A 22,206-nucleotide genomic window follows, 5' to 3' on the forward strand; every position below is an offset into this window, starting at 1 on the left:
CACGAATTGGCACTAATTATTTAAGTAAAGCGCAAAACCACTCGCTACTATCTACTAACTACTCACCACTAACTGAAGTCAAAACTTATTTCGTATTTTGGCAATCAGAAAATTCAATTTATGACATCTACTCAAATCATTTTATTAATCGCTGCCTATTTTGGTGTACTAATTTTAATTTCTTATTTCACCGGAAAAAAATCTGGAAACGACGCTTTTTTTAAAGGCAACAAGCAATCACCGTGGTATGTTGTCGCTTTTGGAATGATTGGCGCTTCTTTATCTGGCGTAACCTTTATATCGGTACCTGGTTGGATTGAAGCCTCAAAATTTAGCTACATGCAAGTGGTTTTTGGATATATGTTAGGCTATTTGGTGATTGGTACGGTATTGCTTCCGCTGTATTATAAAATGAATTTAACCTCTATTTACACCTATTTAGAGGAACGTTTTGGTAATTACGCTTATAAAACTGGCGCATCTTTTTTCTTATTATCGCGTGTGGTTGGTGCTAGTTTTAGATTGTATTTAGTAGCTAATGTGTTACAACTTATTTTGTTTGATGATTTAGGTATTCAGTTTTGGCAAACGGTAAGCATAACAGTCGCTTTAATCTGGTTGTATACTTTTAAATCTGGTATAAAAACAATTGTTTGGACCGATACTTTACAGACTCTTTTTATGCTAATTGCTGTTGGTGTTGCTATCTATTTTGTGAGCTCTGAAATGGATTTAGGCGGACAAAGTATTTTTGCTTTTGTTAATGATAGCGAACTGAGTAAAATTTTCTTTTTTGATGATATTAAATCAGGAGATTATTTTTGGAAACAGTTTATTTCCGGAGCATTTATAGCTATTGTCATGACTGGTTTAGACCAAGATATGATGCAAAAAAATCTAACCTGTAGATCTTTAAAAGATGCTCAAAAAAATATGTTTTGGTTTACGCTTGTGCTAACTGTAGTTAACTTTGTGTTTTTAAGTTTAGGGCTACTTTTAACGGTTTATGCACAACAAAACGGAATTGATGCACACAAGGACGATTTGTTCCCAATTCTGGCTAAAAACCATTTAGGTTTTGGTGTATTTGTATTTTTCTTATTAGGGTTAATTGCTGCTGCTTACAGTAGTGCAGATAGTGCTTTAACATCATTAACGACATCTTTTAGTATTGATATTTTAGACATTGAAAAAAAGCACAATACAGAAAAACAGGTTAAAATAAGAAAGCGTATTCATATCATGATTTCGTTACTACTTATTTTAGTCATTATAGCATTTAAATACATTATTAAAGATGAAAGTGTAATCTCTAAACTCTTTGTTTTTGCTGGATACACTTACGGTCCATTACTTGGTCTTTATGCTTTTGGATTATTTACTAAATGGCATGTTAAGGATAAATTCATCCCTATTATTGCTATTCTCTCTCCAATTCTATCCTACTTTATTAGTGTAAATAGCTTAAAATGGTTTGGGTTTGAGTTTGGTTTTTTCATCTTAATTCTTAATGGATTTTTGACGTTTTTAGGACTAATACTGATTAGTAGACAACAAAACTAACGTACAAGCTATCTCATAGCTAATATTGTTTTCTTCTAAAATTTTATAAAATTCAGGATTCTCTGTTCCTGGATTAAAAATAACGCGTTTTGGTTGCAGACCAACAACATAATCATAATACTCTTGTTGACGTGTTGGATTTAAATACAAGGTTACAGTATCTATATTTTTATAATCTTTTAAATCTGTATCAATACCAACATTTGCAACATCTCCTTCTTTTAAACCAAAAGCTACAGTATGTATGTTTTTGGCTACTAACCTATTAATAGCAATATTAGAATAACGTGTTGGATTTAATGATGCGCCAAGTACTAATGTTTTCTTCTTCATAAATGTTAAAATTTCTTAAAATTAAATTTTATCGGTAACAATCTTAAATAAAAGTAGTCTTAATAGCATAAATAAATTCATCAATCAATTAATCATTAAACCAAAAAATGAAAAAAATTCTAACCTTTGTTATGCTATTAGTAGCCTTTAGCATGCAAGCCCAAGACAATTCACAACCCAAAATCGGTACCGTTACCGGTAATGTATTAGACGCAAATTTACAACAACCCTTACCTTATGTAAATGTCGTTATAAAAGACGTAAATCAAAAAATTATAACTGGAGGAATCACAAACGAAGACGGAAGCTTTTCTGTAAATCAAATTCCTGTAGGAAAATCTGTTGTAAGCATAGAGTTTTTAGGTTATCAAACCGAAAGTAAAAACATTGAAATTACTAGTAGTAATAAAAATATCAACCTAGGTACTATTAATTTAAGTGAATCTGCTGAAAGCTTAGAAGAAGTAACCGTTGTTGCAGAAACCTCAACCATTCAACAAAAAATAGATAGAAAAGTCATTACCATTGGTAAAGATTTACAAACGGCAGGTGCAAATGCAAGCGATATTATGAATAACATACCATCTGTTAACGTAGACCAACAAACAGGAAATATTAGCTTACGCGGAAACGAAAACGTACGTGTTATGGTAGATGGTAAATTATCTAACGTACCAATTGCTCAATTATTAAAACAAATACCATCTACAGCAATTAAAAGCATCGAGTTAATTACTAATCCTTCGGCAAAATATAACCCTGAAGGAATGAGCGGAATTATCAATATTAAACTTCATAAAAACACAAAATTAGGCTTTAATGGAAACTTAAATGTTGGTCTTACTAATGAGGTTTATGCAAAATTTAATAGTTCTATAGACTTAAACTACCGCAACGGAAAATTCAACTTTTATGGTAGCTACGGTAATAATATTGGTAAATATGACAACTTTGGATACATCAGTCAATCTAATGATAACTCAAGACAAGATTTTCAGTTTTATAACAACAATAAATCTCATTTATTTAAGGTTGGTGTAGATTATTATTTAAATGACAATAACACATTATCTTTCTTTACCAATCAAAATATTTTTGAAGGAAATGGTATTGGTACAACCAATTTAAGTTTTCCAGATCAAAACCTTTATCAAAGACAATTTTTTGGTAGTGATTCAGAGAATAATTCAGGTCAATACAACTTTGTTTACAAACACCTTTTTAAAGACGAAAACGAAACTTTAGATATTGAAGTAGATTACAACGATTTTACTAATACAGAAGTAGCAGATTTTAATTATATCAACTTTAGTTTTCCCCCAGATTACAACGATTATGTTGACACAGAAAGAGACCAAACTACTATTAATGTAGATTACGTAAAGCCTATTAACGAGAGTTCAAAATTAGAAATTGGTGCAGAAGCAAGACTTTTTAATACCGATTTAGGATACAGATCTACAGGGTTTACTTTTAATAATCAAGGTAATGTTATACCTACACCAAGTACAGCGTTTGATTACAAAAGAGATATATTTTCTGCTTATGTCACTTACGGTAAAACTATTAATGAAAAATGGAGCTATCAAGTTGGTGCGCGTGCAGAGCAAGTAAAAGTAGAAGCAGAAGCTTTAAACATGTTTACAGATGGTACTACTGAAGTATTACCTTTTACTAACGATTATTTTCAAATATATCCTTCGGCATTTTTAACTTATACTGCTTCAGATAAAAACTCATATCAATTTAGCTTAAGCAGACGTGTTGACAGACCAGGTTTACAACAAGTTAACCCAATTAGAGAATGGAGCACACCAAGAGTTTCTTCTTACGGAAACACTGAGTTGCAACCACAATTCACAAATTCTGCAGAAGTAAACTACACAAGACAATTAAAAAAAGGAAGCATTACTGCTGGTGTGTTTTATAGAATAATCGAAGATAACATTAATCGTTTTGTAACTGTTGACAGAACAAATGTTCCTGCAGGTAACACAATATTATCTTATGACAACTTTGATAATATATCGGCATACGGCATAGAACTTTCTAGCAATTATAGACCTACAAAATGGTGGAATTTTAATACAAGTTTTGATTTATATTCTCAGTCTCAAAAAGGTCTAACGGAATATATAGACAAAGAAGATACAAATAATGCAACAGCAGATGATATAAAAACCTTAAATACCGAAGTACAAAATATAGTTTGGAACTTTAGAATGTTTAACAACTTTAAAGCTACTAAAAACTTAAGCTTATCATTATTCGCAATGTATCGCGGAAAAGAGAAAGGTATACAAATGACAAGAAAACCAATGTATTTTGTAAACACTGGTGTACGCTACACGTTTATGGAAAACAACAGAGCAACTATTAGCTTTAATTATAATGATATTTTCAATACTATGAGATGGGAATTTGAAGCTGACACACCTTATCCTTCTACAGGACAATTTAATTGGGAAAGTAACACATGGAACGTTGCATTATCCTATAGATTTGGAGGCGGAAAATACCGCGCATTACAACGTAAACAACGTGATGATAACGAATCTTCTGGTGGTGGCGGATTTATGTAAAAATCTTCTAGAAGTTTAGCAGTTTACTTAATAGTTGATGGTTAGTGTTAAGGTAAACTTGCTAAATAAAGGAGAACCCAAAGCCTGATCGACTTTGGGTTTTCTAATTTAAAATTAACTTATTTTAAGATAATTTTTTGTTTAATATTTAAGGTTTGTTAAATAAGCGTTAAATATTGACAATCAGTGTAATAAAACACGATTTTAATCGTCTTATATTAAACAAAGCAAACCAAAGTTTTATAATTTATTTGAATTAGTCCTCAACCTATAAAACAAAAGTTTAGTTAGTTAAGTTTTAATTATAAAAAAAATCCGAAACTCACGTTTCGGATTTTTTTATTTTTAATTGCGAGGACGCAGAAATTATTTACCACTTAATAATAACGCTTCCCCAAGTAAATCCACTTCCAAAAGCTGCTAAAACAACAGTATCTCCTTCATTAATTTTTCCTTCTTCCCAAGCTTCACATAAAGCAATTGGTATAGAAGCTGCTGTTGTGTTACCGTATTTCATAATATTATTAAATACTTGATCATCTCCTAAACCAAATTTCTTCTGGATAAATTGAGCAATTCTCAAGTTAGCTTGATGCGGAATTAACATGTCAATATCTTCCTTTTGCAACTTATTTTTCATCAAACCTTCCATAATAACTTCGCTAAAACGTACCACTGCGTTTTTAAACACAAACTGTCCGTTCATGTACGGGAAGTAACTTTCGTCATTTTCATCATTATCAGTAATAATATCGGTTACCCAACGTGTTCCCATACCTGGTGCCTTTACTACCAATTCTTCAGCATGTTCACCTTGACTATGTAAGTGCGTTGATAAAATTCCTTTACTATTATCCTCTTCTCTACTCACTACTACTGCTCCTGCTCCATCACCAAAAATAACAGATACACCTCTTCCTCTTGTCGTTTTATCAAGACCGTGAGAATGCAATTCGCTACCAATAACAAGCACATTTTTATACATACCTGTTTTTATAAAATTATCTGCAACAGAAAGCGCATACACAAATCCAGAGCATTGGTTACGTACATCTAATGCTCCAATAGTTTTTATATCTAAAGCATGTTGTACTTGCACACCTGGACCTGGAAAATACATATCAGGACTTAAGGTTGCAAAAATGATAAAATCAATATCGTCTTTATCTAAACCAGAGCGTTCTATAGCTTGTTTTGCTGCTTTTACACCCATTGTAGCTGTAGTATCATCGCTACCTGGTTTTACCCAACGTCTTTCTTTAATTCCGGTACGTTCTGTAATCCATTCGTCGTTGGTATCCATCATTTTAGACAAATCGTCGTTTGTTACCACATTGTCTGGCACATATTTACCAACACCTATTATCTTAGAATTATACATAACAATTTTTATTTAAACTCTTTTTGTATGAGTAGTTTGTCGTTAGTCGTGCAATTTAAGGTTTTACAACATAATGTTTATAATATTAATTTCTATTCGTTATGCACGCATAATACTTTAAAATTAATGTCAGTTTGTCACAATACTGTCATTGGCATTTTTGTTGCCTACTGAAGAGAAAATATTAATCATAACTTTTTGTTCTTTTTTTAGAACTGAAATAAAAAATAATACATCATGGCAAAAGGAAATATTAACGTTTCGGTAGAAAACATTTTCCCTTTAATTAAAAAATTCTTGTACAGCGATCACGAAATCTTTTTACGTGAGCTTATTAGTAACGCGACAGATGCTACGCTTAAATTAAAACATTTAACAAGCATTGGTGAAGCAAAAACCGAATATGGTAATCCTATTATCGAAGTAAAAATTGATAAAGAAGGAAAAAAATTACACATCATTGATCAAGGTTTAGGTATGACTGCCGAAGAGGTAGAAAAATACATCAACCAAGTTGCTTTTTCTGGTGCCGAAGAGTTTTTAGACAAATACAAAGACAGCGCAAAGGATAGCGGAATTATCGGTCACTTTGGGTTAGGTTTTTACTCAGCGTTTATGGTGGCAGATAAAGTTGAAATTATCACAAAATCTTTTAAAGATGAGCCTGCAGCATATTGGATTTGCGATGGTAGTCCAGAATTTACTTTAGAAGAAGCCGATAAAACTGAAAGAGGTACAGAGATTATTCTTCATATTTCTGAAGGTGAAGAAGAATTTTTAGAAGACAACAAAATCAACGAACTTTTAGTGAAGTATAACAAGTTTATGCCAATACCAATTAAGTTTGGTACAAAAACTGAAACTTTACCAAAACCAGAAGACGCTAAAGAAGATGATCCAGCACCTACAAAAGAAGTAGACAACATTATAAACAACCCAAATCCTGCTTGGACCAAACAACCAACCGAGTTAGAAGAAGATGACTATAAAAACTTCTATCGTGAGCTGTATCCAATGCAATTTGAAGAGCCACTTTTCAACATTCATCTTAATGTAGATTATCCGTTTAACTTAACAGGAATCTTGTATTTCCCTAAGTTATCTAACGATATGCAAATACAAAAAGATAAAATTCAACTATATCAAAATCAAGTATTTGTAACAGATAATGTAGAAGGTATTGTACCAGAATTTTTAACCATGTTACGTGGTGTTATAGACAGTCCAGACATTCCTTTAAATGTGTCTCGTTCTTACTTACAAGCAGATGGTGCTGTTAAAAAAATTAGCTCTTACATTACACGTAAAGTTGCCGATAAATTAAAGTCGTTATTTAACAGTAACCGCAAAGATTTTGAAGCAAAATGGAATGACATTAAAATTGTTATTGAATACGGAATGCTTTCTGAAGAAAAATTCTTCGAAAAAGCAGAAGCTTTTGCTTTATACCCAACTGTAGACGGTAAATACTACACTTACGACGAACTTTACAATGCAATAAAAGCAAAACAAACCGATAAAGATGATAAGTTAATCATCCTTTACGCAAGTAATGAAGATGAGCAACACAGTTATATTGAAGCTGCTAAAGACAAAGGTTACGAAGTTTTATTACTAGACAGTCCTATTATTTCGCATTTAATGCAAAAATTAGAAGGTACTAAAGAAAACATATCATTTGCTCGTGTAGACGCAGATCATATAGATAAATTAATTCAGAAGGAAGAAAACACGATTTCTAAATTAGACGAAGATCAACAAAAACAGTTGGACGAGTTGTTAAAAGAAGTGATTCCTTCAGAAAAATTTATGGTGCAATTAGAAGCTATGGACAGCAACGCAACACCATTTATGATTACGCAACCAGAGTTTATGCGTCGTATGAAAGAGATGCAACAAACTGGTGGCGGCGGTATGTTTGGCATGGGTAATATGCCAGAAATGTACAATCTTGTTGTAAATACAAACTCTGAATTAGTAAACGAAATTTTAAACACAAAAACGCGTAAAAAACAAGAACGTTTAATAAATCAAAGTTTAGATTTAGCACGTTTATCGCAAGGTCTTTTAAAAGGTAAAGAACTTAGCGACTTTATAAAACGTAGCTACGAAATGATAAAATAATTAATTCGCTAAATCGGAAAATTTAAAAAACCACTTCAATTAAGAAGTGGTTTTTTGTTTTGGTTGTATTCGATTAAAATGTTAAAATTAAACGATTTTAAAAAAAATAAACACCAAACCATCACTTAAAACTGATAAAACTTTACTTTTAGATGATAAATCAATAATTTTTTTAGACAACAACCATCAATGAAGTTTTTTTACATTTCTCTATTTTTCTTATTTACACTACAATTTTCTCACTCTCAATGCAATAACAAAATACTTTTCATTATTGACGATTCTGGATCTGTCAATGATGTGGAAAGAAATGATATGCAAACATCTATTCAGACACTATCAGACCAACTATATGCTGATAATCCTTTGACTGAAATTGGGATTATTCAATATGGACAACCTTCAAGCAACTCTACATCCCAACCAAGCTATTACATAGCACTTCCTTTTACCGTAAACCCAACTATAATACTTCAAAATGATGCTGGTGGTTTTAGTATGATGCAAGACGTTTTTCCTAATTCAATTAATACAATGATAAATGACGGTATTTTTAGTGCTGGTGGCGAATTTGAAGATACAACAGCTATTTTTTTATTTACAGACGCATCTGTAAGTGGCGGATGCACCTCTGTTTTAGCTAATTGTACCTCTTGCAATGTTCCTGCATTATCTTGTGGCTATGATTATCTATTTGATTTAAGTCAAAGTCTAGGCGGAATACCATTTTCAGTTTATAGAGTTATATCAAATCCTTGGCAAGTAACAGCTGAAGGTATACAACAAAATGGAGGAATATTAATCGAAGATAGTAGTTTTGATGTATCATCAGTACAGCTTAATCAGTTAATGGGTAGTCTAGCTTGCATAGATGGATATTTTGAAGTTTTAGATAATTGTTTAGGAGAAACTACTCAATTTAATCTAACAACCAATGATACTGTAACTTCTGCTTCTTGGGATTTTGGTGATGGCGCTACATCTTCAGATTTTAATCCAACACACACCTACTCTAACCCTGGAACATATGATGTCTCCTTAATAATTAGCAACGATACAGAAACCTTAACAATTAATGAAACGGTTACAATTTATGACAATCCGGTTGCTAACCCAATACCTGATTTTATAATTTGTGATGATGCTAATGACCAAGTTGAATTATTTGATTTAACCACAAGAGATCAATATATTTTAGGTTCTCAATCTGATATGACGTTTTCAATCAACTATTTTTCAAGTTTAACTGATGCAGAAAACAATGACAACCCATTAAGTACAAATTATTATAATACTATTATGGAAGAAGAGATTTTTGCAAGAATTGAAAATTCACAAAATAACCAATGTTACGAGATTACTTCCTTTAATGTCATTGTCGCTGCTTTACCAACAGCTTTTCCTGTTGCTGATTTTGTAGTTTGTGATGACGAAAGCAATGACGGTATAGCCTCTTTTGATTTAACTTTGATAAACGACCAAGTTTTAAATGGTCAATCCTCAACAACATTCAGTACAACTTATCACACAACTTACATAGATGCTATTGATGGGTCAAATAGCTTGCCTAACAACTATACCAATCAATCTGCAAATGAACAGGTTTTCATACGAGTTTTCAACTCAGATTATCCTGATTGTTTTAATATAACTAGCTTTAACCTTAAAGTAAGCCAACAACCTGTAGCAAATGCTATCACAGATTTTGTAATGTGCGAAAATGATATGTTTGATTTAGATTTGACTATTTTTAATCAAGATGTTTTACTAAATCAAGATAGTAGCGACTTTTCAGTGAGTTATTATTACAATCAAAACGACGCTATTAATAATGTAAATGAAATTAATACTGAAATTGTTTATACTGAAGACATCATTGTGTTTGCTAAAGTAGAAAACAATAGCAATTTAGATTGTTATGCAATTACACCAATCAAACTTACTATTTACAGATTTCCTTTTGAACCTTATGAAGAAATTAAAAATTGTTTCCAAAGAAACTTTACACTAGAAGCTAATTCAAACTCTGAAGAAGCTACTTACCTGTGGAATACTGGTGAAACTACAGAGTCTATAACTGTCAACAATTTTGGCACTTATGAAGTAGAAATAACCATAAACAACTGTACAGAAGTGAAAACAATAGACTTTATACAGGATACCGATTGTAATATTCCTCAAGGAATTTCACCTAATGATGATGGTTATAATGACTTTTTAGATTTAAGTTTCTTAGATATGGATTCAATAACAATTTATAACAGATATGGTACCGAAGTTTATTCTAAAGATAATTATATAAACGAATGGAAAGGACAGACCAATGACGGCAAAAAACTTCCAACAGGTACTTATTTTTATGTTATAAAAACGCTTTCATACAAAACACATACAGGTTGGATTTATTTAAATAGATAAACCTTTTGAATCTAAATAACGTAACAAAAAGTCACACATAATAGTGTGACTTTTTTATTTAAGTCTAAAAAAATAAATACATTTTTATAAAATGTATTTAAAAAATATGTATATTAGCAGCATGTATAGCAAAGAACTTACAAAAGGAACACTTAAACCAATCATTTTAAAGCTTTTAAGCCAAAGCGACAAAATGTATGGTTATGAGATAACACAAAAGGTAAAAGATATTACCAAAGGAAAAATAGACATTTCTGAAGGTGCATTATACCCTATTTTACACAAATTAGAAAAGGAAAAGGTGTTAACTACAGAAAAAGTATTTATAGGTAAACGTGTAAGAAAATATTATTCGGTCACCAATAGCGGCAAACAAGTAATTGCCGAACAAACCAATCAAATAAATGATTTTATAAACACGTTATCGTTAATTTTTAACCCAAAACCAACTTTAAAATGATACTTACAGAGCAACAAATTAACTACATAGATAAAAATTTAGAGTTGTATGGATTAAAAAACCAAACACTTAAAGAGGATATATTAGATCACATTTGTACCTATATTGAAAATACAGACGAAACTAACTTTGATATTGCCTATCAAAACGCAATTAATCAATTTGGTGGTTACCTAAATATTAATCAATTACAAAGAGAAACTAATGCGCAGTTATATTTTAAATCGGCTAAAAACCGTACTAAATTTTTGTTTATCATTGGGTTTATTACTGCGGTATTAATTTCTGTAGGAAGTATTTTCAAAATTATGCATTTTCCATTTGCAGGAATAATAATGGTTTCGGGATTTGCTGTGTTAATTTTTATCACCTTGCCTTTATTTTTCTACACAAAATATAAAGACACCATTTTAAAATATCAATCTTAACATTAATTATAAATCAATCAAAAAATGAAAAAATCAGTTTATGTATTAGGCATTATCGCCTTATTTATTTTAAGTACAGGTCTTATGTTTAAAAGTATGCATTGGCCTTTTGCAGGTATAATTACGGTTGTTGGATTTGTACTTTTCAACTTTATGTTCTTACCAACGCTTTTTTATAAATTATACAAAAGCAACTAATTAAAAAACCACTTCTTAACCGAAGTGGTTTTTTATTTATATTTAGAGAAAATAAATCTGATATGAAAAAAATTTTGTTTCTAATTTTTGTTATAAGCATTAGTAGTCAAGCTCAAAAAAACTTAAAAATTGATAACGATCATATTTATGTTTTTAATAAAGACCTTGAATTTAGTATCATTAAAATAAGTAAAAATAGAACTACAAGCAGGTATAACACCACTTATGTCGCAAAAAAGGGCACACGATTTATATCGATGTATTTAAAGTTTAAAAATACGTCTAACGAAACAAAGACAATAGATTTTTCTAATATATTATTGCTAACCGACAATAATCAAACAATTAAAATTGACTTTGTTGTTAAAGCAATGAAATTGACTGCAAATACAGATAGATTAAAAATAAAATTAAAACCTGGTAAAAAAAGAATGATCGCTATAGAATTTGAATCTCCTGTTGAAAAAGACGAAAAAATAGATCAATTAATAATTAATGAAAAAGTTGTTTCTCTTTCTTATAATTAACTTATTCTTAAAATTAAGTCTATTTCCCTAACCAAAAAGTAGCACTCACTCAATATCACTTTTAAACACTATTGTTACAATGTAAGTTTGATGTATAACATTAAAACTTACAATTATGAACAATGCCATTAAATTAGACATCAAATCACCTTGTAGTGAAGATTTTAATCAATTTAAACCAACTACTAAAGGCGGATTTTGCGCCACTTGCACCAAAGAAGTTATTGATTTTTCTAAAATGAATTCTGAAGAAATAATTAACTATTTCAACACTAAAAATACAGATAATACTTGCGGAAGATTTAAAAGTGAACAATTAACAACTCATCAAATTCCTGTAAAAAGAAGTAAATTAAGTTGGTTAACCGGTATTGGATTAGCCTGTTTATCTTTTTTCTCTTTCGTAACAGCTAATGCACAAGTAAAAACTACTGAAAATAATACAATAGAAAGTGCTTCTTCTAAAGAAAACTTAACCATTAAAGGAACAATTACAGACCAAGATGGAATACCACTTCCTTCTGCAAATGTATTGCTAGAAGGTACTTCAATAGGAACATCAACGGACTTTGACGGTAATTTTGAATTTCCTCAAAAATTAAAAAAAGGTGATGTGTTACAAATAAGTTATGTTGGTTACGAACCTAAAAAAGTAGTAATAGACGGCAAATCTAAAGACCAAACCATTCAGCTAAATATTAATATGAATGTTGGCTCTGTAATAATGATGGGCAAAGTATCTTCTAAAAAACTATACAAATCTAAAAAGGATTAATAGCTATGAGAAATGTCATTACTTTCATTTCTATTTTAATCTTAAATATTGCTTTTGCGCAAGTTTCAGATTTTAAATCTATAGATTTTACCGTTGCAGATAATATTGCAAACCTAAAAAATGGTAGAAACTTAGATAATTTGCCACTGCTTGCGCATGAGCTAACTTATAAATTAGATACAGATGTTGAGAAATTTAGAGCCATCTACACGTGGGTTTGCACCAATATTAAAGGTGATTTAAGTGTTAGCGATAAAGTAATACACAAAAGAAAAAAACACAAAAATGACAGTTTAAGCTACACACAATGGAACAACAACTATCTAAAAAAAGCATTTAAAAAACTATTTAAACACAAAAAAACAATGTGTACTGGTTATGCATATTTAATAAAGCAACTTTGCTTTTTAGCAAATATTGAATGTGAAATTATTAACGGTTACGGAAGAAGTTTTGATACTAATGTTGAAAGTTTAGAGCTTATCAACCATTCTTGGAATGCGGTAAAACTAAACAATAAATGGTATTTATGTGATGCCACTTGGTCTAGCGGCTATTTTTTAGGTACAATTTTTATTGAAGATTATAATTTAGGATACTTTTTAACCGAGCCTACATTATTTGCAAAAAACCACATTCCAAAAGACAAAAAATGGTTGCTTAATGAAACTTTAATTAATAGTGAATACTCAGTCGCTCCAATAGTTTACGGCGAAACTTTTAAACACAAAACGCTTCCTATTAGTCCACAAAATATGCATGTAGAATTAAAAAAAGGAGAGCATCTAAATTTCAGTTTTAAAACTTTAGACTCTATTGATATCAACAAAGTTTCGTTACTGCAGTTTGTTGGAATAAATCCTATAGACTTTGAAATAAACAACTTAAAAGAAGACAACGGAATGGTTTCATTTTCAACTACATTTAAGCACAAAGGGTTTTACGACGTACATTTAGCTATTGGTGATGATGTAGTTGCAACCTATACTGTAAAGGTCACTAAATAATCGTAAATAATTTAGCTACCTTTGTATAAATAAATTAGCTAAATGTCATTTAAAGACTTACAATTAAACAAACCTTTACGTCGTGCAGTTGCAGAAGCTGGTTACGACAACCCAACTTTGGTGCAAGAAAAAGCAATTCCTGCTATTTTAGACAAAAAAGACGTTGTTGTTTCTGCGCAAACAGGTACTGGTAAAACGGCTGCATTTGCATTACCTATTTTACAATTACTTTTTGACCAACAAGACGCACCAAAACGCGGTAAAAAAATTAAGGCACTTATTGTAAGTCCAACACGCGAATTAGCCGTTCAAATTGCAAAAAACTTCGAAACCTACTCTACTTACACCAATCTTAGAACAACGGTGGTTTTTGGTGGCACATCGGTAGAGCCTCAAAAAGATATACTAAAAAAAGGCGTAGATATTTTAATTGCTACACCTGGTCGTTTGTTAGATTTACACAAACAAACAGCGCTACATTTAGATCAAGTTGAAGTATTGGTTTTAGATGAAGCCGATTTAATGCTAGACATGGGATTTATTGATGATGTAAGAAAAATTGAACGCTTATGTCCTACCGAAAAACAAACACTTTTATTTTCGGCAACTATACCTTATAAAGTTGAAGATTTAGCAAAAACTATTTTAAATAATCCAGAGCGTATTTTGGTTGCTCCAAATGCTTCAACTTCAAAAAAGTTAGAACAACTATTATATTACGTACCAAAACGCAACAAAATAGAACTGTGTTTACACTTACTACGTAACACTATAAAAGGTCATATTATTATTTTTAGACGTACCAAATTTGGAGTTACTAAATTAGAGCAAACGCTACTTAAAAACGGCTATAAAGTAGATAGCATACATGGTGATAAAAGTCAAAGTGCAAGACAGGAAGCACTAAATAAATTCACAAAAAAAGAAGTTAACATTTTAATAGCTACAGATGTTGCTGCACGTGGTATAGATATAGACAGTTTGGATGCAGTAATCAATTTTGATTTACCAAATATACCAGAAACTTATGTACATAGAATTGGTCGTACAGCACGCGCTGGTCAAACTGGTGTTGCACATTCGTTTTGTAGTGTAGACGAAAAAAATTATATTAAAACCATCCAACAATTAATTGGTTTACAATTAGATATTATTGAGGATCATCCGTATCCATTAGACCCAAAAGCAAAACCTATTGTGCATACCTCAAACAAAAAGAGTAAACACAAAAAAGGCAGAAAAGGACAAGGAAGTAAACAGAAGAAAAAACGTTGGTATTAAACACATTACTTTTTTAGATGAAATATATATCATTTTTAATTTTCATAGTTTCTATACAATTAGGCTTTAGTCAAACTTTTGTAAAAGACAGTTTAAACAATCAACCTGTATCTTTTGCAACCATAGATTTTGGTAACGGTTACGGAACTTTTGCTGACGAAGATGGTAAATTTTATTACAGCGAAAAACTTTATAAAGGCATTGACACGTTAGTTATTTCGGCATTAGGCTACAAGAAGAAAAAAATTGCTACTAACAAACTAACAGATACTATCAAATTACCTCACGAAGCATCAATATTAGAAGAAGTGATAGTCACAGCAAAACCTAAAGGAAAATTTAAAATAATGACTATAAAACCTAACGGTCACGAAGATTATTTTAAATGTTGGCTACCAACTATTGAAAGTGAAATTGCAGTATTTTTTCCAAATACATCTTCTAATCCCAAACGTATTTCAAAACTACTATTACCTATAAAAACTGAAGCTAAAAACTGGGATAAACGTAATAGAGACAAACACGAAAAAAGACCATTTTCAACACTTTTTAGAGTTCACTTTTATGAAAATAACGAAGGTTTGCCAGGCGATGTTTTAACTTACGAAAAGATTTTATTCATCGCTAATCAAGATACAGATCCTATTTTTGAGTTAGATGTTACCGAAAGTAATATCATGATTCCTAAAAATGGTATTTTTGTATCCATTCAAGTATTAGGATATACCGATAAAAACGGAAAATTATTACCAAACAAAAAATACAAAGAAGTCGAAACCAAACGTGGTATTGTAAGAGTATCTACAACGTTTAGACCTTTATTACCGTTTACCGATCAAATAGCAACCAAACAAACGTTTGTAAAACGAATTTTTCATAATGATGGAAAATGGGTGTTATTCGACTTAAAAAACATCAATAACTCTAATCTTTTAAAAACCGGCTTAAATAATTACGGAATGGGATTAGAAGTAGAAGTTTATAAAGAAGATTAAAACGTTTACTTATTATTTCTTCTAAAAAAACACACTATTTAGTTTTGTTTAAAATTACTCAAAAACCGCTTGTACATTAACATTTTTGTAGTATTTTTATTATTCATTCATAATAAAATTGAAGGCTATCGTTTATGACCGAAATTGATATTGAAAAAGAAAATGCAGCAATTGCCAAAGCCTACAAAGAACTTTTAAAGGTTAGTTATCGCACGCTTTCTAAAGAAGATAAACAACTGATTAGAAAAGCATTTAACGTTGCAGTAGAAGCACATAGCGAACAACGTCGTAAAAGTGGCGAAGCTTATATCTTCCATCCTATTGCAGTTGCAAAAATTGTTGCGCAAGAGATTGGTCTTGATGCCATATCTATCGCTGCAGCATTATTACATGATGTTGTTGAGGATAATAAAAATTACACCGTAAAAGACATCGAAGAGCTTTTTGGAGAAACGGTTGCCAAAATTGTTGACGGATTAACTAAAATTTCGTCATTAAAAAAAGACATGAATGTCTCTCTGCAAGCAGAAAACTTTAGAAAAATGCTACTTACCCTTAATGATGATGTTAGGGTAATTATTATAAAAATTGCAGACCGTTTGCACAACATGCAAACTATGGACTCTATGCGTCCTGATAAACAAGAAAAAATTGCAAGCGAAACGCTATATATCTATGCACCTTTAGCTCATAGAATTGGACTTTATAACATTAAAACAGAACTTGAAGATCTTGGCTTAAAATATACAGAACCAGAAGTATACAACGACATCTTAACCAAGATGAAAGAAAGTAAAGAAGAACAAGATGCTTATATACACGAGTTTAGTGACTTACTTAAAAAATCCTTAGACAAAGAAGGTTTAAATTACATTATAAAAGGACGACCAAAATCTATTTTTTCAATTAAAAGAAAAATGGATAAGCAAGGCGTGTCTTTTGACGAAGTATATGACAAATTTGCTATTAGAATTATCTACAAATCAGATCGTGATAACGAAAAATTCTTAGCCTGGAAAATATACTCTATTGTTACCGATCATTTTAGACCAAACCCAACACGTTTACGCGATTGGATTTCGTCACCAAAATCTACAGGTTATGAAGCTTTACATATTACCGTAGTAGGCCCAAAAAGTAGATGGGTTGAAGTGCAAATACGTAGTGATCGCATGAATGAAATAGCCGAAAAAGGTTATGCAGCACACTACAAATACAAAAATGCAGATGAAAACGATGATAATCTTGACATGTGGATTAATCGTCTTCAAGATGCTTTAGAAAACGCATCTACAAATGCAGTAGATTTTGTAGAGCAATTCAAGCTTAACTTATATTCTAAAGAAATATTTGTTTTTACACCTAAAGGCGAATTAAAATCACTACCAAAAGGTGCAACACCTTTAGATTTCGCATTTAGTATTCATACCGAAGTTGGTAGTAAAACTAGAGGCGCAAAAGTTAACGGTAAATTAGTACCGCTAAGTCACATTTTAAATAGTGGTGATCGTGTAGAAATTATTACTTCAGAAAACGCTAAACCAAACCCAAACTGGCTAGATTATGCTACAACAGGTAAAGCAAGAAGTAAAATTAAATCACTTCTAAAAGAAGACACCAAAATAATAGGCGAAGAAGGAAAAGAAATTTTAAGAAGAAAACTAAAACAGCTTAAAATTGAACTAAACGAAAAATCGGTTAACGAAATGGTTAACTTCTTTAAACTTAAAACAAGTTTAGACCTTTTTTATCGCGTTGGTACTGGTAACATAGACAGTAAAGCACTAAAAGAATACGCAGCTTCAAGAAGCAATGCGCTGGTAAGTTTCATAAAAAATAAAATTAACAGAAAGCAAACCATTGTTCCTGAGGAACTCAACAAAGACGAAATCACTCACAAATACGATTTACTTGTCTTTGGTAAAGAAGAAGAAAAACTAGACTATAAGTTTGCTAATTGCTGCAATCCAATTCCTGGTGATCCTGTATTTGGTTTTGTAACTATTAATGATGGTATAAAAGTGCATAAAAAATCATGTCCAAATGCTGTTAGCCTTCAAGCCAATTATGCGTATAGAATTATGCAAGCCAAGTGGATAGACTCTTCTCAACGCGAATTTGCAGCACAAATAAGACTTTCTGGTATAGACAATTTAGGTTTGGTTAATGAGATTACTAAAGTCATTTCATCAAACATGCACGTCAACATGAAAAGCCTAAGTTTTGATAGTGATGACGGTATTTTTTCAGGTAAAATAAATGTTGTTGTTCGTAATAATACTTTACTTAAAAAATTAATGGAAAACCTTAAAAAGATTAACGGTATAGATAAGGTGACAAGAATTTAATCTTCAAGTTGTTAATAACTATTAATAACACATCTTCTAATCCATCAAAAAATAGCATTCAACCTCAAAAAAAAATGTAAATTTGTGAGATAATTATGAGTGCAAATACGGACATAAAAAATCAAGAAATCGTTAAAAATGTGTTTACCGCTTTTTTAGAAGAAAAAGGGCATCGTAAAACACCAGAACGATATGCTATACTTCAAGAAATCTATTCTAGTAATGAGCATTTTGATATCGAATCTTTATATCTAAATATGAAGAACAAAAAGTATCGTGTTAGTCGTGCAACACTTTACAACACCATTGATCTTTTATTAGATTGTGGTTTGGTTAGAAAACATCAGTTTGGAAAAAATCAAGCACATTACGAAAAGTCTTATTTTGACAAACAACACGACCACGTTATTTTACAAGATACAGGAGAAGTTATAGAATTTTGCGATCCGCGTATTCAAGCAATCAAAAAGACCATTGAAGAAGTGTTTGATATAGAAATTAACAAACACTCTTTATACTTTTACGGCAACCGAAAAAAATCACAAAACAACTAAATATAATGGCAGTAGATTTACTACTTGGTTTACAATGGGGCGACGAAGGCAAAGGAAAAATTGTCGACGTATTAACCTCTAAATATAATATAATTGCGCGTTTTCAAGGTGGACCAAACGCAGGTCACACACTTGTTTTTAACGGTAAAAAACACGTGCTACACACAATTCCATCAGGAATTTTTCATGATGATGCAACTAACTTAGTTGGTAATGGTGTAGTAATAGATCCTGTTATCTTTAAAAAAGAATTAGATAAGTTAGAAGAACAAGATGTAGATTACAAAAAGTCATTATTAATTTCGCGTAAAGCGCATATCATTTTACCTACGCACCGCTTATTAGATGCTGCTAGTGAAGCTTCTAAAGGAAAAGCAAAAATTGGTTCAACATTAAAAGGTATTGGACCAACTTACATGGATAAAACCGGTCGTAATGGCTTACGTGTAGGAGATTTAGAATTAGATAATTGGCAAGAAAAATACCGTAGCTTAGCAGATAAACACGAGTCTATGATTGACTTTTACGATGCTAAAATTGAATACGACTTAAAAGAATTAGAAAACGAGTTTTTTGAAGCTGTAAAAGTTTTAAAAAGCTTAACGTTTATAGATTCTGAAGAATATGTTTTTCAAGCACAAAAATCTGGAAAAAGTATTTTAGCAGAAGGTGCTCAAGGATCATTACTAGATATCGATTTTGGAACCTATCCTTTTGTAACCTCTAGCAATACGACTGCTGCTGGTGCTTGTACTGGTTTAGGTGTAGCGCCAAACCAAATAAAAGACGTATTTGGTATCTTTAAAGCTTATACAACACGTGTTGGTTCTGGACCTTTCCCAACAGAATTGTTTGACGAAGATGGAGCAACTATGGCTCGTGTTGGGCATGAGTTTGGTGCAACAACTGGAAGACCAAGGCGTTGTGGCTGGTTAGACTTAGTCGCTTTAAAATATGCTTGTCAAGTTAACGGTGTTACGCAATTAATGATGATGAAAGCTGATGTTTTATCTGGTTTCAAAACATTAAAAGTAGCTACAGCATATAAATATAAAGGTGAAACTATTAGTCACTTACCATATAATATCGAACCTGAAAATGTAGAGCCAGTTTACACTGAGTTTAAAGGCTGGGCAGAAGATTTAACAGAAATGTCAGATGCTGCTACATTACCAAAAGAACTTAATGATTACATCGCATTTTTAGAAAAAGAATTAGAAATTCCTATTACTATAGTTTCTGTTGGACCAGACAGAAAGCAAACTATTTTTAGATAATAATTTCTTTTAAAAAAGTTTTAAAAACCTGCTAACAATTTAATTAGCAGGTTTTTCAGTCTTAAATAATTCCTAATAGATAATACTAAGTAAGTTAAATCGTTATTTTTGCATCAAACACATTAAAATTGAAGTCAATAAAAATCAAATATCTCCTACTCTTTTTACTTGCTTTTACGGCTCATTTTGCATCTGCACAACGTAAAACTATCGAGATTAAATATGCTGGTTTTGGAGAAAAAGACGAAGAAAAATTTCCTGGTGCACAAATCTTAACTAGAAATGATGCGCAACAAATTCATATTTTTCATGATGGTATAGACATGTACTGTGACAAGGCTATTTTCTACGGAAAAGAAGATTTTGTTGAAGCCTACGGAAATGTAAAAATGGTGCAAGGCGACACGGTAAATCTTAATTCTAAATACGCAGAATATTCAGGAAAAACGCAATTAGCATTTGCTTCTGGAGACGTTATCTTAACCGAGCCACAATCAACATTAACAACAGATACACTTTATTTTAATCGTGCTAAACAAGAAGCATACTATAAAACTGGCGGTAAAGTTGTTAGAGATTCTTCAGGAACAATTACTAGTAAAATTGGACGCTATTTTATGCCAAGAAAAAAGTACAGATTTCAAGATAGTGTTAAGCTAGTTAACCCAGAATACACTTTAAAAACAAAAATTTTAGATTACTACACAGATACTGGTCATGCTTACATGTACGGACCTTCAACTATTGAAGATGTTGCAAGTAAAATTTATTGCGAACGCGGTTTTTATGACACCGAATCTGACACTGGTTATTTTGTGAAAAAATCAAGAATAGACTACGACAACCGTATTTTTGAAGGCGACAGTATGTATTTTGATCGTAATAAAAACTTCGCATCTGCAACAAACAATATTAAAGTTACAGACACATTAAACAATAGCATTGTAAAAGGTCACTACGCCGAAGTCTACCGTGCAAAAGACTCTGTGTTTATTACAAAACGTGCTTTAGCCATTACACTTCAAGAAAAGGATAGTATATTTATGCATGCCGATACGTTAATGGTAACAGGTAAACCAGAACACCGTATTACCAGAGCTTATTATAATGCAAAAATTTATAAATCGGACATTAGCGGTAAAGCAGACTCGGTACATGTAGATCAAAAAACAGGATTAACACAGCTAATCAATTTAGCAAGGATGAATAAAGGCGATGCTTTTTCTGCAGCTAGAAAACCTATTCTTTGGAATGTAAAAAACCAAATGACAGGCGACACTATTCATCTTAAATCAAATCCAAAAACAGAAAAATTAGACTCTTTAATTGTATTTTATAATGCATTTGTCATCAGTAAAGACACGCTAAGTGATGATGGTTACAACCAAATTTCCGGAAAACAATTAATCGGTTTATTTGATGATGAAAACAATCTGAAGCAAGTTGATATTCTTAAAAATGCAGAATCTATCAATTATAGTAGAAATGAAAACAATGAATTAATTGGTATTGACAAAGCTAAATCAGCAGATGTTTCCTTATTTTTTGAGAACAAAGAACTTGTAGAATTTAGAAGATTAAGACAAGCTGATGCAAAAATGTATACTGAAGAAGAGCTACCTGTTAACGCAAGAAAGCTAAGAGGTTTTGATTGGCGTGAAGACGAGCGACCTGCATCTGTAGAAGACCTTTTTGTAGATGATCCACCTTTAAATCTACCAGTAATAAAAGGCTTAGAGCCATACAATGATGAAGAAGAGTTTTTTAACGACGATTTGATTGGTCGTGTCAAAAAAGCAGACCAAGAAGCCGAAGATAAAAATCTGATTAAAAAAGACGAAAAACCTAAAGCGTCAAGAAACGTTCCTAAGCAATTTTTAAATAAAAAAGCGGCGCCAAATAAAGAAGAACGTAAGCAACAACTTCAACAAAAACCAGTCATCAAAAAAGAGTAA

18 protein-coding genes are annotated in these 22,206 nt (G+C 31.4%); 16 read left to right on the forward strand and 2 right to left on the reverse strand.

The genetic code is table 11. The features are described from left to right. Positions 1 to 120: 120 nt before the first annotated feature. Positions 121 to 1,563, forward strand: a complete 1,443-nt coding sequence (locus tag WA327_RS02290) for a sodium:solute symporter (protein WP_336065991.1) — start codon at positions 121 to 123, stop codon at positions 1,561 to 1,563. Here the strand turns inward: WA327_RS02290 and WA327_RS02295 are convergent. Beyond that, the gene (locus WA327_RS02295) at positions 1,534 to 1,896 is read right to left on the reverse strand and encodes a CoA-binding protein (RefSeq protein ID WP_336065993.1); all 363 of its coding nucleotides are present in this window, start codon (positions 1,894 to 1,896) and stop codon (positions 1,534 to 1,536) included. The genes WA327_RS02290 and WA327_RS02295 overlap by 30 nt on opposite strands. Positions 1,897 to 2,003: 107 nt before the next feature. On the opposite strand from WA327_RS02295, the gene WA327_RS02300 reads away from it, so the two are divergent. Beyond that, on the forward strand, positions 2,004 to 4,478 hold the full coding sequence (locus WA327_RS02300) for an outer membrane beta-barrel family protein (RefSeq protein WP_336065995.1): 2,475 nt from the start codon (positions 2,004 to 2,006) through the stop codon (positions 4,476 to 4,478). Between the two features lie 370 nt (positions 4,479 to 4,848). Here WA327_RS02300 and WA327_RS02305 read toward each other — a convergent pair whose 3' ends face one another. Then, positions 4,849 to 5,859 carry a beta-ketoacyl-ACP synthase III gene (locus WA327_RS02305; protein WP_336065997.1) on the reverse strand — a complete coding sequence of 337 codons (1,011 nt, stop codon included), beginning with the start codon at positions 5,857 to 5,859 and terminating at the stop codon, positions 4,849 to 4,851. A 237-nt stretch (positions 5,860 to 6,096) separates the two neighbouring features. Here WA327_RS02305 and htpG point away from each other — a divergent pair, with 237 nt between their 5' ends. From htpG to WA327_RS02375, 14 genes are all read left to right on the forward strand, one after another. Beyond that, a complete protein-coding gene (gene htpG / locus WA327_RS02310) occupies positions 6,097 to 7,983 on the forward strand; it encodes a molecular chaperone HtpG (RefSeq protein ID WP_336066000.1) in 1,887 nt (628 codons plus the stop codon). Positions 7,984 to 8,172: 189 nt separating this feature from the next. Continuing rightward, on the forward strand, positions 8,173 to 10,401 hold the full coding sequence (locus WA327_RS02315; protein ID WP_336066003.1) for a gliding motility-associated C-terminal domain-containing protein: 2,229 nt from the start codon (positions 8,173 to 8,175) through the stop codon (positions 10,399 to 10,401). A 121-nt stretch (positions 10,402 to 10,522) separates the two neighbouring features. Next, positions 10,523 to 10,861 carry a PadR family transcriptional regulator gene (locus WA327_RS02320; RefSeq protein WP_336066311.1) on the forward strand — a complete coding sequence of 113 codons (339 nt, stop codon included), beginning with the start codon at positions 10,523 to 10,525 and terminating at the stop codon, positions 10,859 to 10,861. Next, positions 10,858 to 11,289: a hypothetical protein gene (locus WA327_RS02325; RefSeq protein WP_336066005.1), complete on the forward strand. Its 432-nt coding sequence runs from the start codon at positions 10,858 to 10,860 to the stop codon at positions 11,287 to 11,289. Before WA327_RS02320 ends, WA327_RS02325 begins: the two co-directional genes overlap by 4 nt. A gap of 24 nt (positions 11,290 to 11,313) precedes the next feature. Beyond that, the gene (locus WA327_RS02330; protein WP_336066006.1) at positions 11,314 to 11,487 is read left to right on the forward strand and encodes a hypothetical protein; all 174 of its coding nucleotides are present in this window, start codon (positions 11,314 to 11,316) and stop codon (positions 11,485 to 11,487) included. A 62-nt stretch (positions 11,488 to 11,549) separates the two neighbouring features. Then, positions 11,550 to 12,014: a DUF4352 domain-containing protein gene (locus tag WA327_RS02335; RefSeq protein ID WP_336066007.1), complete on the forward strand. Its 465-nt coding sequence runs from the start codon at positions 11,550 to 11,552 to the stop codon at positions 12,012 to 12,014. A gap of 115 nt (positions 12,015 to 12,129) precedes the next feature. Next, positions 12,130 to 12,789: a carboxypeptidase-like regulatory domain-containing protein gene (locus tag WA327_RS02340; RefSeq protein ID WP_336066008.1), complete on the forward strand. Its 660-nt coding sequence runs from the start codon at positions 12,130 to 12,132 to the stop codon at positions 12,787 to 12,789. A gap of 5 nt (positions 12,790 to 12,794) precedes the next feature. After that, positions 12,795 to 13,796 carry a transglutaminase domain-containing protein gene (locus WA327_RS02345; RefSeq protein ID WP_336066011.1) on the forward strand — a complete coding sequence of 334 codons (1,002 nt, stop codon included), beginning with the start codon at positions 12,795 to 12,797 and terminating at the stop codon, positions 13,794 to 13,796. A gap of 42 nt (positions 13,797 to 13,838) precedes the next feature. Further along, positions 13,839 to 15,077: a DEAD/DEAH box helicase gene (locus tag WA327_RS02350; protein ID WP_336066014.1), complete on the forward strand. Its 1,239-nt coding sequence runs from the start codon at positions 13,839 to 13,841 to the stop codon at positions 15,075 to 15,077. A gap of 17 nt (positions 15,078 to 15,094) precedes the next feature. Further along, entirely contained in the window at positions 15,095 to 16,072 is a 978-nt protein-coding gene (locus tag WA327_RS02355) for a carboxypeptidase-like regulatory domain-containing protein (protein ID WP_336066016.1), read from the forward strand. A 134-nt stretch (positions 16,073 to 16,206) separates the two neighbouring features. Next, entirely contained in the window at positions 16,207 to 18,420 is a 2,214-nt protein-coding gene (locus WA327_RS02360; protein ID WP_336066018.1) for a RelA/SpoT family protein, read from the forward strand. A gap of 95 nt (positions 18,421 to 18,515) precedes the next feature. Beyond that, positions 18,516 to 18,974 (forward strand): Fur family transcriptional regulator, encoded by a 459-nt coding sequence (locus WA327_RS02365; protein ID WP_027880118.1) that lies wholly within the window; start codon positions 18,516 to 18,518, stop codon positions 18,972 to 18,974. Between the two features lie 5 nt (positions 18,975 to 18,979). After that, the gene (locus WA327_RS02370) at positions 18,980 to 20,251 is read left to right on the forward strand and encodes an adenylosuccinate synthase (protein ID WP_336066022.1); all 1,272 of its coding nucleotides are present in this window, start codon (positions 18,980 to 18,982) and stop codon (positions 20,249 to 20,251) included. A gap of 128 nt (positions 20,252 to 20,379) precedes the next feature. Next, on the forward strand, positions 20,380 to 22,206 hold the full coding sequence (locus WA327_RS02375; protein WP_336066024.1) for an OstA-like protein: 1,827 nt from the start codon (positions 20,380 to 20,382) through the stop codon (positions 22,204 to 22,206).

It is taken from the genome of Mesoflavibacter sp. CH_XMU1404-2 (genome assembly GCF_037029465.1).
In the GTDB taxonomy this organism is placed as follows: Bacteria; Bacteroidota; Bacteroidia; order Flavobacteriales; family Flavobacteriaceae; genus Mesoflavibacter.